The sequence below is a fragment of the Dactylosporangium sp. NPDC000244 genome (assembly GCF_040300725.1).
In the GTDB taxonomy this organism is placed as follows: domain Bacteria; phylum Actinomycetota; class Actinomycetes; order Mycobacteriales; family Micromonosporaceae; genus Dactylosporangium.
On record NZ_JBEPEH010000013.1, the window covers coordinates 64,355 to 80,098 of the forward strand.

At 70.2% G+C, this 15,744-nt stretch carries 14 protein-coding genes; 5 read left to right on the top strand and 9 right to left on the bottom strand.

What is annotated here, in order from left to right:
- Window positions 1-15: 15 nt before the first annotated feature.
- Complete coding sequence (locus tag ABT369_RS19770) at window positions 16-1,092, bottom strand: OmpA family protein (protein WP_350613760.1); 1,077 nt, start codon at window positions 1,090-1,092, stop codon at window positions 16-18.
- Window positions 1,092-2,339, bottom strand: coding sequence for a helix-hairpin-helix domain-containing protein (locus ABT369_RS19775; RefSeq protein ID WP_350613761.1), 1,248 nt, complete (start codon window positions 2,337-2,339; stop codon window positions 1,092-1,094). The genes ABT369_RS19770 and ABT369_RS19775 overlap by 1 nt, the downstream gene beginning before the upstream one ends.
- Window positions 2,340-2,607: 268 nt before the next feature.
- Here ABT369_RS19775 and ABT369_RS19780 point away from each other — a divergent pair, with 268 nt between their 5' ends.
- The 3 genes from ABT369_RS19780 (at window position 2,608) to ABT369_RS19790 (ending at window position 5,110) form a co-directional block, all read left to right on the top strand.
- Entirely contained in the window at window positions 2,608-3,720 is a 1,113-nt protein-coding gene (locus ABT369_RS19780; protein ID WP_350613762.1) for an MBL fold metallo-hydrolase, read from the top strand.
- 131 nt (window positions 3,721-3,851) lie between these two features.
- On the top strand, window positions 3,852-4,919 hold the full coding sequence (locus ABT369_RS19785) for a LacI family DNA-binding transcriptional regulator (protein ID WP_350613763.1): 1,068 nt from the start codon (window positions 3,852-3,854) through the stop codon (window positions 4,917-4,919).
- Window positions 4,916-5,110 (top strand): hypothetical protein, encoded by a 195-nt coding sequence (locus tag ABT369_RS19790; RefSeq protein ID WP_350613764.1) that lies wholly within the window; start codon window positions 4,916-4,918, stop codon window positions 5,108-5,110. The genes ABT369_RS19785 and ABT369_RS19790 overlap by 4 nt, the downstream gene beginning before the upstream one ends.
- 95 nt (window positions 5,111-5,205) lie before the next feature.
- Here the strand turns inward: ABT369_RS19790 and ABT369_RS19795 are convergent, their stop codons facing one another.
- The 7 genes from ABT369_RS19795 to ABT369_RS19825 all read right to left on the bottom strand — a co-directional run bounded on the left by ABT369_RS19795 (window position 5,206) and on the right by ABT369_RS19825 (window position 13,873).
- Window positions 5,206-6,714, bottom strand: coding sequence for an APC family permease (locus ABT369_RS19795; protein WP_502891788.1), 1,509 nt, complete (start codon window positions 6,712-6,714; stop codon window positions 5,206-5,208).
- 58 nt (window positions 6,715-6,772) lie between these two features.
- The gene (locus tag ABT369_RS19800; protein WP_350613766.1) at window positions 6,773-7,399 is read right to left on the bottom strand and encodes a GOLPH3/VPS74 family protein; all 627 of its coding nucleotides are present in this window, start codon (window positions 7,397-7,399) and stop codon (window positions 6,773-6,775) included.
- A 341-nt stretch (window positions 7,400-7,740) separates the two neighbouring features.
- Entirely contained in the window at window positions 7,741-8,331 is a 591-nt protein-coding gene (locus ABT369_RS19805) for a DsbA family protein (RefSeq protein ID WP_350613767.1), read from the bottom strand.
- A gap of 34 nt (window positions 8,332-8,365) precedes the next feature.
- Window positions 8,366-8,590, bottom strand: coding sequence for a hypothetical protein (locus ABT369_RS19810; RefSeq protein WP_350613768.1), 225 nt, complete (start codon window positions 8,588-8,590; stop codon window positions 8,366-8,368).
- Between the two features lie 212 nt (window positions 8,591-8,802).
- Window positions 8,803-11,166, bottom strand: a complete 2,364-nt coding sequence (locus ABT369_RS19815; protein WP_350613769.1) for an immune inhibitor A domain-containing protein — start codon at window positions 11,164-11,166, stop codon at window positions 8,803-8,805.
- A 149-nt stretch (window positions 11,167-11,315) separates the two neighbouring features.
- Window positions 11,316-11,972 (bottom strand): Crp/Fnr family transcriptional regulator, encoded by a 657-nt coding sequence (locus ABT369_RS19820; protein WP_502891789.1) that lies wholly within the window; start codon window positions 11,970-11,972, stop codon window positions 11,316-11,318.
- On the bottom strand, window positions 11,969-13,873 hold the full coding sequence (locus ABT369_RS19825) for an adenylate/guanylate cyclase domain-containing protein (RefSeq protein ID WP_350613770.1): 1,905 nt from the start codon (window positions 13,871-13,873) through the stop codon (window positions 11,969-11,971). Before ABT369_RS19825 ends, ABT369_RS19820 begins: the two co-directional genes overlap by 4 nt.
- A 218-nt stretch (window positions 13,874-14,091) precedes the next feature.
- On the opposite strand from ABT369_RS19825, the gene ABT369_RS19830 reads away from it, so the two are divergent.
- Window positions 14,092-14,781 (top strand): hypothetical protein, encoded by a 690-nt coding sequence (locus ABT369_RS19830; protein ID WP_350613771.1) that lies wholly within the window; start codon window positions 14,092-14,094, stop codon window positions 14,779-14,781.
- Between the two features lie 374 nt (window positions 14,782-15,155).
- Window positions 15,156-15,737: a DUF6529 family protein gene (locus ABT369_RS19835; protein ID WP_502891800.1), complete on the top strand. Its 582-nt coding sequence runs from the start codon at window positions 15,156-15,158 to the stop codon at window positions 15,735-15,737.
- The last annotated feature ends 7 nt before the right edge of the window (window positions 15,738-15,744 follow it).

A 15,744-nucleotide genomic window follows, 5' to 3' on the forward strand; every position in this document is an offset into this window, starting at 1 on the left:
GCCGCGCCCCCTTTGTCATGGCTGCACGATGAACTCGACCCGCCGGTTCACGGCGTTGGCCGCCGCGTCGCTGCCCTGCACCTTCGGCCGGCTCTCGCCGAAGCCCTTGGAGCTCAGGCGGTCCGTGGAGATGCCCAGCGAGACGAGGGTGTCCAGCACGGTGCGGGCCCGGTTCTCGCTCAGCACCTGGTTGTTCGCCGCGGTGCCGGTGAGGTCCGTGTGGCCCTCGATGCTGACCTTCACGTCCGGGTTCGCCTTGAGGATCGAGGCCGCGTTCTCCACCACGGCCCGGCCCTGCGCGGTCAGCGTGGCGCTGTTGTTCTCGAACTCGACCGTCGGCAGCGCGATGAGCTGCTTCTGCACCTGCTCGGGCGCGGCCGCCTGGCCGACCACGAGCTCGTTGCGGACCGTCCCGGACCTGGCCGCCGCCTTGGCCGCTGCCTCGGCCTTGTCCTTGGCGTCCGGCGACGCGACGGTACCGGTCAGCGTCACGACATGCTCGGTGAGGTCGACGACCCCGGCCTTCGCGTCCTTGCCCAGCGCCGCCGCGACCGCGCTCAGCCCGGCCAGGTCGGTGTCGTCGGCGGCCCGCGCCGCGTCGACGGTCAGCTCGTCCTGCACGTTCTCGGCACCGAACGCCTGCTTGGCCGCGTCCACGATCTTCGCGCGGTCGGCCTCGGCCGGCACGGTGCCGGTGAGCGTGATCTTGCCGTTGTCGACCAACAGCTTCACCGACACGGACTGCTGCTGCTGGACGGCGGGGGTTTCCACCTTCGGCGGCGCCTGTACGTCCACCACGCGCACGCCCTCGATGCCGAGCGTGACCTGGCGCGCCTTGTCCTTCTCGTCCGCCGAGCCGACCTTCACGGTGCCGTCGCGACCGACGAACTGCACGTCGGCGTCGATGCCCGCGTTGGTGAGCGCGACCTTGGTGCGATCGGTGAGGTTGTCCTCGACCGAGTGCCGATGCGGTACCTCGAACGCGATCACCAGCGCCGCCAGCCCCACGACGGCGACGCCGAGCGGGATCAGGGGGTTCCGCTTGCGGATCTCCCAGCTGGACGTCGACGCCGACCGGGTCGTGCCCGCCATCAGGCGCGCCCGGTGTCGCGGCCGGCGACCAGGCGCCGGGTCAGGTCGGCGAAGCCCTCCTCGTCCCCGTCGGCGAGGTGCCGCGCCTGCCGGGACCAGGTGACGATGCTCGGGGCGAAGCGCAGGCCGGCCGCCTCGATCGCCGCGCGGAGCGTGTCGACGTCGGCGTCGGCCAGCTGCTGGTACGTCTTGATGCCCGACGCGATCAACGCCGCCGACATCTTCGGCCCGATACCCTCGATACGCTTGAGATTGTCGGGCTTGACGTCCTCGGCCGCGACGGCCTGCGCGGGGACGACAACGGGCTCCGCGACGACCGGCTCGGGTTCGACCGCGACCGGCTCTTCCACGACCGGCTCCGGCTCCGGCTCGGGTTCGACCGCGACCGGCTCGGGTTCAGGCTCCGCTTCGGGCTCGACTGCGACGGGCTCGGGCTCGACCACGACCGGCTCAGGCTCGGGCTCCGGCTCGACCGCGACCACGACCGGCTCGGGCTCCAGCTCCGGCTCGACGTCAGCGAGCGGCGCAGACTCGGCAGCCGCCTTGGCCGCCACCTCACGGCCCGCGATGAGCCGGTCGGTCAGCTCCTTGAAGCCGGCCTCGTCCCCGTCGGCAAGCAGCCGCGCCTGCCGCGACCACGTCCCGAGGCTGGGCGCGAACCGCAGATTCGCCCGCTCGAGCGCAAGCTCCACAGTGGACCGCTCGGCGTCGGCCAGCTGCGCGTAGGTGGTGATACCCGCCGCACGAAGCGCCGCCGCGATCTTCGGCCCGATGCCCTCGATCCGCTCGAGCTCGTCCTGCGCCGGCTCTTCAACCGGCTCGACCGGCTCGGCCGCGAACGCCGACTCGACCTCGGCCACGAGAGCAGCGTCGACGGGCTCGTCTTCAACAACGGCAACCGGCTCGGCGACGGGCTCGTCCTCGACCGCCGGCTCTTCTTCGACAACGGCAACCGGCTCGGCGACGGGCTCGTCCTCGACCGCCGGCTCTTCTTCAACAACGGCAACAGGTTCGGGCGCGGGAGCCGGCTCCGCGATAGGTTCGGGATCGGCGACCGCCGCCGCGATGGGTGCCGCCGAAGCAGGAGCCGCGACCGGCGCGACCGTCGGAACTGTGGTGGACTCGGTGGCGGATTCGGACGACCGGACCCGGCGCAGGCGCAGGCCCCACCAGAGGTAGCCGACCAGCAGACCGAGCAGGAACGCGAGCAGGATCAACAGGAGTGACTGGTTGGTGTACCAGACCACGACAGGCCTCCGGGAGAAATGGACCTACGCGATGCATGCGCGTGAAGAGGGAGTTCGCGGGCAGCCTTGCACACCTGGATGTCCGGCAACAGGGCCCTGCCCTAGGCGTACACCTGCTCGTTATCCCGGCCCAAACCCCTGCTGATCGACGTTTCCGCAGATCGGAGCCCTTCGAAGGGGCTCTGCCGGTGTTCGGCCGACCGGAGGGCCGAGAGAAAATCGAAACGGACGGGTGCTGAACCTCACCACAACTGGAGGCGACGGAGCAATGGGCAAGACGACTCGGGTGCTCGCGTGGGCCGCGGTGGCGGCCGCCGCCGGTGGCGTCGCATGGGCGCTGCGTGACCTTCCGGCGCAGCTGGGGGCGGTCCCGGCGGGGGCGCGGGCGGAGCGCATGCGGCGCTCGCCGCAGTTCGGCGACGGCAAGTTCGAGAACTCGGTGCCGGCCGAGATCCTGCCACCGCACGCGATGCGGGAGGCGTTCGTCGAGTTGCTGGTGGGCAAGCAGCGCCGCAAGCCGCTCGGCGTGATTCCGGTGACGCGCCCGCAGCTCGGCGGCCGGCTCGACCCGGACGGGCTGCACGTGACCTGGCTGGGCCACTCGACCGCGCTGGTGGAGATCGAGGGCGTGCGGGTGCTGTTCGACCCGGTGTGGAGCGACCGCTGCTCGCCGACGTCGTTCGCGGGCCCGAAGCGCCTGCACCCGATGCCGCTGCCGCTGGAGGAGCTGCCCCGCATCGACGCCGTGGTCATCTCCCATGATCACTACGACCACCTCGACCTCGCCTCGATCCGGGCGCTGCAGCGCACCCAGCAGGCGCCGTTCCTGGTGCCGCTCGGCGTCGGTGCCCACCTCGAGCGCTGGGGCGTGCCCTCGGACCGGGTGATCGAGCTGGACTGGGACGAGCAGCACGAGGTCCGCGGGGTCACGCTCACCGCCACGGCGGCCCGGCACTTCTCCGGCCGCCGGTTCACGCGCGACGGCACCCTGTGGGCGTCGTGGGTGGTGAAGGGTGCGCGCCGGAGTGTGTTCTACACGGGCGACTCGGGCTACTTCGAGGGGTACAAGCAGATCGGGGAGCAGCACGGCCCGTTCGACGCGTCGCTGATCCAGGTGGGTGCGTACAACGACGCCTGGCCGGACATCCACATGAAGCCCGAGGACGGTGCGAGCGCGCACCTCGACGTGCAGGCGCGAGTGCTCATCCCGCTGCACTGGTGCACGTTCAACCTGGCGCTGCACGCGTGGTCGGAACCGGTCGAGCGGCTGATCGAGGAGGCCCGGGCCCGGGACATCGAGCTCGTGGTGCCGCAGCCGGGTGACCGGGTGAACATCGACGCGTTACCGGCTCTTGAACCCTGGTGGCGCGCCATTGCGTAAGGGTTAAAAGAGCAGCTCAGGACACGTGTTGCGGCCCACATGCCAGGACCCGACAAAACCCTGGCAGGGCCGTGCACACCGACGTACTGTATCGATATAGAAGGACTGGATCGATACAGAAAGGGGGAAGCATGCCGGCCACGCTGCAGACCATCGCCGACGAACTGGGCGTGTCGCGGAGCACCGTCTCCAACGCGTACAGCCGCCCGGATCAGCTCTCCCCCGAACTGCGGTCCCGAATCCTCGCGGCGGCGGAGCGGCTGGGCTACTCGGGCCCCAACCCGACGGCCCGCTCGCTGCGCCGCGGCAAGGTCAACGCGATCGGCGTCCTGCTCACCGACAACCTGTCGATGGCGTTCACCGACCCCTACGCGGTGGCCTACCTGCGCGGGCTGGCCGAGGCGGCCTCGGCCCGGGAGACCTCGCTACTGCTGCTCAACCTGCCCAAGGACGAGGAGGCCGGCCGGCGGGTGGTCGGCAACGCCGCGGTCGACGCCTTCTGCCTCTACTGCGTGCCCGACTGGCACGGCGCGCTGGACCTGATCCGCGCCCGGGGCGTGCCGATCGTGATCGGCGAGGACCCGGACGCGTTCGGCCCCGACGCCGGCTACGTCGGCATCGACGAGCGGGCGGCCGCGCGCCGGCTGGGCGAGCACATCGCCCGGCTCGGCCACCGCCAGATCGCCATCGTCGCGCACTGGATCGTCGACGGGGGCGTGACCGGGCCGGTCGACGCCGACCCGGACGCGCTGCGCTACTACGTCACCGGGCAGCGGGTGCGGGGCTTCCGCGACGCGCTCGTGGCGGCCGGCGTGCCGTGGGACCGGGTGCTGCTCATCAACGCGGCGGACAACGCCCGCGACGAGGGCGGGGCGGCCGCGGCGCACGCGCTGGACCGGCTCGACCGGGCCACGGCGATCCTGACCACCTCCGACGTCCTCGCGCTCGGCGTGCTCGACGCGCTGGGCGCCCGGGGCCTGCGCCCCGGCCGGGACGTGTCGGTCACCGGCTTCGACGACATCGACGAGGCCGAGCCGGCCGGACTCACCACCATCCGCCAGCCCAGCGTCGAGCGCGGGCGGCTCGCGGGCGAGATCCTGCTCGACCCGCCCGAGGACCCGGCGCGGCGTCGCCTGACGCTGCCCGTATCGCTGGTGGTCAGGGCGACCACCGGCCCGAACACCAAGGAGCTCGCATGACCCCGATCGCCATGATCGTCTCGCTCGAGGCCGTCCGCCTGGAGGCACACTCGGCGCTGCCGAACGCCCCGGTCGTCGACGACCGCCGGCCCGAGTCGGCCACGCTCAAGAAGGTGCGCGGCTTCGCCGCCCGCCGGCTGCGCGCGGCCGCCGACCGAGTCGAGCCCACGCCGGCGCTCACCTACGGGTAACACCCCGCGGTAGGCGTTACAGAAGCAGCGAGGGGAGGCAGGCCACCGCCTGCCTCCCCTTACTGTGGTCTCTTCCCTCGGTACGAATGCCGGAACTAGCGGACGTTGACCGACTCGGCGGTCTCGACGCGGGCGGTGTTGGCCCGGGCGCCGAGGCCGATCGCGTCGTAGTCCTGCCGGTTGAGCCCGCGCAGGATGAGCGCCCAGACGATGCCGATGACCGCGGCGACGCCGTAGGCCGTCGGGAACGCCCACACGGCCGGGTTGGGGTCGTCCGGGGCGATGCCGAGCAGCAGGCCGAAGTTGTCGAACACCTGCCACATGACGTAGGCGAGGGCGATCGTCGACAGGATCGGCGCGATGAGCCGCGACCAGGCGCTCTCGCCGCGGCCGTCCCGCACGAAGTAGAAGATCACCGAGATGGACGTGGCCGCGACGAGCAGCAGCACGCCGACGCCGCCCGAGGTGCCCAGCCAGAAGAACAGGTTCACCAGCGGGTCCCAGCCGGCCACCGCGAACACGACGATGGTGGCGGCCGCGATGATCGTCTGGAACAGCGAGCCGGCCATGGGGGCGCCCGAGCGGGCCCGGGTGCGGCCGAAGAACGCCGGGAGCACCCGCTCACGGCCCAGCGCGAAGGCGTACCGCGCCGTCGTGTTGTGGTAGCTCAGCGCCGCCGCCGCGATGCTCGTGATGAGCAGGACCGTGCCGACGTCGCCGGCCCAGTTGCCGCCCTTCTCGATCAGGGCCGGGAAGAAGGGGCCGCCGGTCGCGAGCGTGTCCTGCGCCTTGGCCACGGTCTGGTCCACGCCCATGCTGGCCGACGCGGCCCAGCTCGTGAGCGAGTACGACAGGAACATGACCCCGAGGCCCAGGAAGGTCGCCAGGGCCACCGTCCGGTTCTTGCTGCGGGCCTCCTCGGCGAAGACCGGGGCGGCCTCGAAGCCGACGAACGCCGTGGTCGCGACCGCGAACGCCGGGCCGGCACCGTCCTTCAGCGCGCTCCAGGTCCACGGCTCGACGCTCAGCGAACCGCCGGCCGGGTGGCTGAAGAAGATCACGTCGAAGATCGTCACCACGATCAGCTCGGCGCCGAGCAGGATCATGAGGACCTTGCTGTTGACGTCGACGCGCAGCAGGCCGAGGACCGCGATGAACAGCCACAGCACCAGCGCGAGGATCCACCAGTCGACGCTCAGGTTCGCCTTCTCGGCGAGGAACTGCGACAGGAAGGCGCCGAACGCGCCGTACAGCCCCACCTGCAGCAGGTTGTAGGCGAGCAGGGCCACCATGGCCCCGCCGACGCCCAGCGGCCGGCCCAGCCCCTGCGCGATGTAGGAGTAGAAGGCGCCCGCGTTCGTGATGTGCCGCGACATCGCGACGTAGCCGAAGCTGAACACGGCCAGGATCGCGGCGATGATCAGGAACGCCAGCGGGAAGCCGGTCGTGCCGACCACGCCCCAGCCGGTCGAGACGAGCGCGCCGACGACCATCAGCGGCGCTGCCGCGGTCAGGGCGAACATGATGACGGAAGGCACACCCAGCCGGTCGCGGGCCAGTGCCTGGGATACCACGCTCGGTCGCGTTGGCGACGTTGCGGACATCGGTCCTCCAGGGATTTTTTGAGGGGGGAAGGGGAGAGGGAAGTCCGAGGCCGCGCCGTCACCCGCGTTGCGACATCACCGCGTCGCCGATCGCCGACTCGACCTGCAGGATCAGGTCGCGCAGCGGCGGCGGCAGGGAGCTGATCGCGTGTTGAAGCCTTCTGCCGCCCGAGGGGTCGCGGTCCCAGAGGATGTGACCGGTCAGCCCGGTCGCCTCCGCCAGTCCCGCCAGGGTCGTGTCCGCGACCCGCATGGGCTCGAATCCGGTGAGCAGGCGGCGCAGGCGCACCACCCGCCCGGCCGGCAGGTTGATGTCCGTGGGCAGCCACCGGGTCTCCGACCGCAGGAGGCGCCGCACGAGGGTCTTCTCGACCAGGCCGACGCGGGCCAGCCGCGTGCCGACCTCTTCGACCGCCGAGAACCCGAAGAACTGCAGCCAGGTGCGCACCTCGCGGTGCTGCACCTCGGCGACCATCGTGGCCAGGTTGGTGTGCGCGAGCGGATCGGCGGGCGGCTCACTGCTGAGCACGCGCAGCCGCGGTCCCTCGACCGAGATCCGCTGTTCCAGCACGAGCTCGCCGAGCATGGCTCCGGCCAGCCCGAGCTCGACCGCGCGCGCGGACAGCCGAGGCTTGCCGTCGCGGTCGTCGTGCGCAATCAGAAAGAAGTCATCGGCCAGCAGCATCGGACCGCGTACCCGTCACCCAATCGTCGGCCCCGGGCTCCCCCAAAACCCGAGATCAGGACACTTAGGGCCCGAAAGACCGTGCGACCCGAAGCGAAAGCATGCCCTGCGCATTGACCGACCGCAACTGTCCAGGCGCAAAATCGGATTAACGCTGACCACCAATGTCGAATTGACGGATGTTGCCCACGTAATATTTCACTCTCGGTGATGTCCGGAATTCCCGAGTTCATCGCTGCCGATTACACAGCGAATTGCCTCGCCATTGCGGAAGCACGGGTGATCGGCGGACGTTCAACTCACCGTCCGCCGAATTGCTGCGCTGCGTGACCAGGGGCGGGCTACAGTGTGTGACCGCCCCGATGCGGCGCCGAAGTGGTCGCCTCGGCCGCCCGGTCGACCGCCTCGAGCAGGTCGTCCAGGGAGTATCCGCCGTCGTGCCGGACGCCGTTGACGAAGAACGTGGGAGTGCCGCCGACCCCGCTGCGCACGCCGCCAACCAGGTCGCGGCGGACCCGGTCCAGGTAGAGGTGGGCGCCGACCTCGTCGCCCACCTCGGCCGAGGGCAGGCCGAGGTGCTCGACGCCGACCATGAGCCGGCGCGGGTTGATGCCGGACTGGTTGGCGAAGAGCCAGTCGCGCATCGGCCAGAAGGCGCCGCGCACCGCCGCGGCCTCGGCCACCTCGGCGGCGAGGTCCGCATAGGGGTGCACGTTGGTCAGCGGGAAGTGCCGGAAGGTGTACCGCACGGTCTCCCGCCGGAGCCGCAGAAGGTCCTGCAGGATCGTGTGGGCCATGGCGCAGTACGGGCACTGGAAGTCCCCGTACTCGACCATGGACACGGGGGCGCCCGCCGGACCGGAGGTGTGGTCATCGGGGCCCACGGGGATCGTCAGCCGGGGGGTCGTGACCTGGAAGGGCGTGGTGGTCATTCCTCAACGGTTCGCCAGCCTCGGCCCCGGCACGTCACCCCGCGGGCGCGACGCTGGAGACGAGCAGCGGGCTGCCGGTGCACCCGGTCTCGCGGTTCGGGTCGGGCACGCCGGTCGCCGTGACCTGCTGGCCGTCGCGCAGCTGGACGGCCGCGGGCCCGATGAGCACCCAGTTCAGCTGGTCCGTGATCAGCTCGACGCACGTACCGCTGACACGTATTTTGCCCTTGGCCACGACCTGCTGGAAGGCATCGGTCATCGGCTCGGACTTCGTGTTCTTGGGCAGCTTCGCCGGAAGGCTGATCGAGGGCTCCGCACGCGAAGGCGTTGAGGCGCTCGGAGGCGGTGCGGCGGTCTGTCCGGATTCGTCGGTCTTGGCCGCGCAGCCGGAGAGGACCAGAACGGCCAGAAGGAGGCCCAAACGAGCTTTCATGCTCACTTGGACCTCCTCCCGGTTCAAACGGTTCCCGCTCAGCTGGTGACGAGCACCGCCATCGACGTGCCGTTCTCGAGCAGCGCGAAGATCTTCACGCCGTTCTTCGGAACCTTCACGCCGTAGTACATGCTGGTCGCCGGGTTCTCACGGTAGTAGCTCTTGCTGTCGTCGAACAGCGGGTTGCCCCACTGCCCGCCCAGCTGGCTCGGCGCGTTGTTCGCGCCCGAGTGCAGGGTGAACGAGTCCGTCCGCGCGAACGAGAACGGCGCGTCGAAGCCCTGGACCCGCGGCCGCCACGGCGTGCCGTCGGCCTTGAGCATCAGGTCGGGGTGCGAGTCGATCGGCAGGATCAGGCCCTCACCGTGGTGCTGGCTGGTGTTGTTGTCGCGGTACGAGGTGTCCCAGTACGTGACCAGCAGACCGGTCTCGTACGGGAAGTGCTCGACCATCTGCGGCTTGTCCGCGAACCCGAAGTTGTACGGGCCGGTCTTCATGTACTTGTCGAACGCCTCGTAGGTGCGGTGCGAGGCGATGTAGAAGTTGTCGTACTCCGTCGTCAGCGACGCGCCCACCGCCGTGAAGCCCACCGCGGTCCAGCCGTTGAGCCCGTTCTCCGCGCCGTCGGCGAACACCGTGGTGGCGCCGTTGGTGATGCGGATGTCGTCGGCGAAGAAGCCCAGGCCGCCCGCCGCCGGGTCGGTCAGGTACCGGAAGCGCAAGCCGACCGTCTTGCCCGCGAACGCGGACAGGTCGAACGTCGCCGGCACCCAGCCGTTGCTGGTGTCGTCGATGCCGTTGCCCTCGTCGGCGACCGTGATGTTGCCCGGGATCGCCTTGAAGCCGGAGCCGTCGTTGACCTCGACGTACGCGTAGTCACACGCGTCGGAGCCGCACTGCTCGATGTCCCAGCTGGCCTGGAACGTCAGCGTCGTGGTGCCGGCCGGGATCGAGACGTTGCGGGTCAGCGTGTTGTCGAGCATGTTGCCCGCGCCGCTCCACCACGACTTGGTGCCCTCCGGCGGGGTCGCCAGCGGCGTGGTGACCTTCTTCTTCGGCAGGTTGACGACGACCGCCTGCGGCTTCTTGCTGTTGTACTCGTGCGGGCCGAGGTCAACCAGCTTCGTCTTGCCGGCGTTCACCGTGGTGTAGTCCAGCCAGCCGAGCTGGAGCTTGTCCCAGGCGCCGAGGTCGGCGGCGCGGGCCGCGATCCCGTTGTCGCTGGGCAGGCTGACCCGGCTCTGCGCCATGATGGTCCACCAGCTCACCGGGTTCTCGGCGTTGCCGCCCGCGCCCGAGGTGTCGTAGTGGTCCGGCAGGCCGAGGTCGTGGCCGTACTCGTGCGCGAACACGCTCAGGCCGCCGTTCTCCGGCTGCATCGTGTAGTCGCTGACCCACAGACCGGTGTTGCCGACCTGGTAGCCGCCCCGCATGTTGCCCGCCGGGCCCTGGTCGGAGCGCAGGTTCGCCTGGGAGCGGTGGCTCCAGATCGCGTCCTCGCCCTGGATCAGGTCACCGTCGGCCTGGTCGCCGCCGGCGTGCACGATCTGGAAGTGGTCGATGTACCCGTCCGGCTCGTTGAAGTCGCCGTCGTGGTCGTAGTCGTTGCGGTCCCACTGGTCGTAGGAGGCCAGCGTCGCCTTGATGTCCGCGTCGGACTTGCCCTGGGCGTGCTGCGAGTCGACCCACGCCGCGATCGCGTCCTGGATCAGGGCGTAGCTGTTGCTGCAGACGTTCGCCGTGCAGGGGTAGCCGTTGCTGCGGCCGTAGCGGGCCTCGTTGTACGGCACCTTCACCCAGTCGGTGACCATGCCGTCGACGCTGTACCGGCCGGAGGACTGCTTCTCGTAGTACGTCTTGAGCGACTCCACCCCGTTGCCGGTGGCGAAGTACATGTTCTCGAAGTACTGCTTGTTGAAGTCCTGCTTCCAGATCGTCGAGTTGTCCTTGGCGCGGTCCGGCTGCGGGATCTGGTTGTGCAGCGGGCCGTCGAACTTCGCCGGGCCGGGGATGGACGGGTTGGTGTCCTGGTCCGGGTAGTTCGGGTGGCGCTGGTCGCCGAACTCGGCGAGGACAACGAAGATCTTGTCGGTCCGCTCGCGGCTCAGCTCGACGTACTTGTCGACGTGACCCTTGCTGCGGTCGGCCTTGCCGATCTTCACGACCGTGCTCGCGCCGCGCTTCTCCGGCTGGGCCTCGCCCTTCAGCACCTGCGAGAGGGCGACCTCACGAGCAGCGCGCTGCTTCTGCTCGTCCGCCGAAATCAGCTCGTCGGAGGGCGACGATGCGTCGACGGACGGCGACTGCTGCGCCGGCACGGCATGGGCCGCACCCCCGCCGACAAACACCCCCATCCCCGACGCGAGCGTGAGACTGAGCAGTCCCACGGTCAACTTACGCACAGGTACCTCCCTGGTGGGGCTTCAGCACCGAGGCCCTGCGTCGATGCCTCGATGCACCTGACGCGGAAGACTAGGGTCTGTTCAGCCCCCCTGAAGATCAACAGTGCGGTATGCGCATAGTTGCAAGGGTCAAATCGAGGGTGACGGGATCATTGAGCCCGGTCTCTGAGCGCATCGAGATCATGGACGATCACGTGGAGTCTTCCCGTCTGGATCAAGCCCTCTTCACGCAGCGTGCGCAGGGCCTTCGTGACCGCCTCGCGCGAGGAGCCGGTCCAGCCCGCGAGCTCGTCCTGCGACAGCGGCAGGCTGATGCGCAGCCCCTCCGGCGTCCGCTCGCCGAACCGCTCGGCCAGCTCGACCAGCCGCGCCGCGACCCGGCCGGTGGTGTCGTAGGCGCCGAACTCGATGCGCTTGCGGTCGGCGTCGCGCAGCCGGCGGGTCAGCTCGCGCATGAGCAGGAACGAGACGCGGGCGTGGCCGAGCAGGTACCGCTCGAAGTCCGGCGAGGGCACCGACAGCGCGCTCACCGGCTCCAGCGCGGTCACGGTCGCCGACAGCGGCCCGCCGTCGATCGCCGACAGCTCCCCGAGCAGCGCCCCCGGCCCCCGCACCGCAAGCACCACCTCGGTGCCCGACGCCGTGTCGGAGGAGACCTTGACGCGGCCCGAGCGCAGGATGACCACCGCCTCGGAGCGGCTGGCCTCGCGGAAGACGACCGCCCCGCGCCGCCACTGCCGGCGGTGCCCGGCGGCCTCCAGCGCCGCCTGCTCGTCGGCGTGCAGCAGATCGAAGAACTCGGTCACGTCAAAGCCTCCACCACGTAGGCCCGGACTGTCTGCCGCCGACCCTTCACTTCCAGCTCCCCGAGCGGCGTGGCGGTGATCCGGCCGGCGATCGCGTCGTACGTCGCCCCGCCGATCACCACCTGCCCCGGCTCGGCGATCGTCTGCAGCCGCGCGGCCACGTTCACCGCGTCGCCCATCGCGTTGAAGCCGCGCAGCAGCTCGCTGCCGATGTTGCCGACCAGCGCCGGCCCGGTGTTGGCCCCGACGCGGAACCGCGGCCAGTCGGGGTGCCCCTCGGCGATCCCCCGCACCGCCTCCTGCATCTGCAGCGCCGCACGCACCGCCCGCGCCTCGTGGTCCTCCTGGCGCGCGGGCGCGTTGAACAGGGCGAGCAGCGCGTCGCCGACGAACTGCACGATCGTCCCGCCGTTGTCGAGGATGCAGGGGACGGCGACGCCGTGGTACCGGTTGAGCATCTCCACGATGTCGCCCGGCTCCACCGCCTCGGAGAACGTGGTGAACCCGCGCAGGTCCGCGAACAGCGCCGTCACGTCGACCAGCCGCCCGCCGAGCGCCGCCTGGTCCGGGTCCGCGAGCAGCGCCGCGGCCACGTCCGGCGACATGTACTGCCGGAACAGGGTCGACAGCTCGCCGTAGAGCCGCGCGTTCTCCAGCCCGATGGAGAGCTGATTGGCGAGCGTCTGGCGCAGCTCGGGCCGCGTCTCGGCCGGAATCGTGACCGCGCCGGCCTTGATGTTCTTGACCGTCAGCGGCAACGAGTCCGGGCGCTCCTCGATCTCGCCGTCAGAGACAAGGGCGATTTCGACGGTACCGAATGAGCCCCGCACGGCCTCGAGCGCGCTGCGCAGGAACTCGTCCTCGCCGGCCCCGACCCGCGCCCGCTCGCCCACCGCGACCAGCGCGCCGAGCCGCTCCGACAGATCCCGCTCCGCCACGAGGGCCGCGGCCGCCCGGTCCAGCACCGCCGCCTGCTTCTCGGTCAGCCCGAACCGCTCGGCCATCCGGGCCGCCAACCGCTCAGGCGCCGCCCCCTGCTCGGACTGCTGCAGCGCGGCCACCAGCTCCTCGAGCGCGGCCTCGTACTGCGCCTTGATCCGCCGGTTCGTCGCGGCCATCGCGATCCCGTCGAAGAGCCCGGAGGCGCTGCCCTCGCGGCGGTACTGCACGTAGGCGCTGTACGCCACGAACAGGAACGCGGCCGTCAGGATCAGGTGCCACTCCCACCAGGAGAGCCGCCACTTGTCCGCCAGCGTGACGTTCACCATCGCCTCGGCCAGCAACGCGAACGCGGTCACGACCGAGATCAGGACGGCACCGGGACTGCGCCGGTACAGCACGAAGAAGCGAACCGCCGCCACCACGTACAACGCGACGGCCACCCAAGACAACCAGACCAGCGGCCCCTCGACATCGCGAATCTGATCCTGCCGCGACAACGGCGGCAGGTCCGACAACGACCACACGATCCACACGAACAGCAGCAGCCCGAGCCCGACCCGCAGCCCGCCTTGCCACCCGGTGATACGAGCCGGAAGCCGCAGCGACGAGGCCACCGCGAGCCCCGACCCGACGATCAGCCCGACCGCCATCGACTGGTCGAAGCCGGCGTTGGGGTGCCCGATGAGCACGCCCGGCGTGGCGAGCGCGTGCGCGAAGAGGAACCCCGCCGCGGCGAGAAACACCAGCGACACCAGAAACAGACGCCCGTCGGCCCGCCGCTTGGCCGCGACGCTCATCGCGACACCGACGATCACGTTGACAGCCGCGACAACCAAAACAAGCCAGAAGTGCGTCTGATGATGCTGCCAGACGAGATCGGCTCCCGGCCGGCTGAGCAGGAGCCAGAGCCCCACGAGCGGCAACGCGAGATGCGCCGCCCAAACAATGACGCGTGGCATCGTGCCCCTCCCTTGCGCCGCCGTTCTTTGATCTCGGCCGTGCACTTGCCCTTGGCCGCCGGCTCTGCTCGATCGACCGCGATAAGGGTCGCACCTCCATCCCGGATCCGGACCGTCTCGTTACGGACATTCAAGGCACCGCTTCTGCGTCTTAAGACGCAGACACTCCCCCGCAACCTCGGTCTCATGGAGACGAAGTCAACCTGTGGGAGTTACCGATGAACATCAAGGCACCGCTCATCACCCTGGGCGCCGGCCTGGCCGTGGCCGGCGTGCTGTACGGCATGAACGTCAGCGTCACCAACAACGCCGCACCTGCCGCTTTGCCCCCTCCCTCGGCTGGTCCCTCTTCCGGTCCCCCGGCCGGTCCCTCGGCTGGTCCCTCGTCCAGTCCCTCGGCTCCGCCGGGCGACGGCACCGGCAACGCGGCGAAGCAGGGCACCATCACCTACGCCGGCGCGGTGGACGGCGGCGCCGCCTCCTTGGGCGTGGTCGTGAACAACGGCAAGGCCATCGCGTACGTCTGCGACGGCCGATCCGCCGAGTCCTGGCTGGACGGCGAGATGTCCAACGGCGAGGCGCAATTCAACAGGGCCAAGGCGACGGGCACCCTGACCGCGACCTACACGGCGGCCCAGATGAAGGGCACGGTGACGGCCGGCACGAAGACGTGGACCTTCACCATCAAGGCCGTAGCGCCCCCGTCGGGCCTCTACCGCTCCCAGTCGAGCCTCCGCAAGAAGCTGGACGCGAGCTGGATCGTCCTGCCGGACGGCAAACAGGTAGGCGTGGAAAACAACAACGGCGTCCTACAGCCGGCACCTCCATTCGACGTGACGACCAGATCGGCATCGGTGGACGGCACCACCGTGACCATCGAACCAACCAGCCCCGCGACCGGATACTGACCCCAGGAGCCCGAGCGATGACCGCCCCGACCAACGAAGGCGCCCCGGAGCCCAGGCCCAGTTCCCGCCCGGACGCAACGCCGATCAAGCGCCTGGAGTTCCCTCCAATCCCCGCCCCGTCTCCACTTCCTCCCTCCGGCACGACCCCCTTCGCGCTACAGCCGCAGGCGTACACGGTCGACCCGCTGTACCCGGACGCACCAACTCCGTCGCTCCCTCTTCCAACACCTCAGCCCACGGCGCCTCCCACTCCTCCTGCTCCTCCCACGACGCCCGCATTCGCCGCCCCGACCTCGCTGCCGATCACCGCCCTGACGTCGGCGCCGACCGTCGGCACTACACCGATCGCTGCCACGGCCCACGCTGCTCCGGCCATCGCCTCAGCCCCGGTCCCCGCGACCCCGTCGGTCGCCCCGACAACCCCGAAGACCGCAGCGACCCTGATCGTCCCGTTCCTGGTCGCCTGCCTAGTCGCCGCCGGCCTCGGCGTCTACGGCAAGCTCCACGAACCGACGGGCGTCGCCGTGAACCTCGCCGGCTTCTCCAGCCCCGCAACGGTCAAGGTCTGGCTGGCCACCCTCGCCTTCGTCCTGGCCCTCTCCCAGCTGTTCACCGCCCTCGTCATGTACGGCAAGCTCTCGGTCTTCAAGGACGCCCCCTGGCTCGGCCCCGCGCACCGCTGGTCCGGCCGCCTGGCCTTCATCGCCTCCATTCCCGTGGCACTGCACTGCCTCTACGCACTCGGCTTCGACGACTACGACACCCGCGTCCTGCTGCACTCCCTCCTCGGCTGCTTCTTCTACGGCACCTTCGCGGCCAAGATGCTGATCCTCGCCAAGAAGGGCGTCCCCGACTGGGCGCTGCCGCTGTTCGGCGGCCTCGTCTTCACCGCGTTGTCCGGCCTGTTCGTCACCTCCGCCCTGTGGTTCTTCACCACGTTCGGCGTGAAGCTCTGAGAGGGGC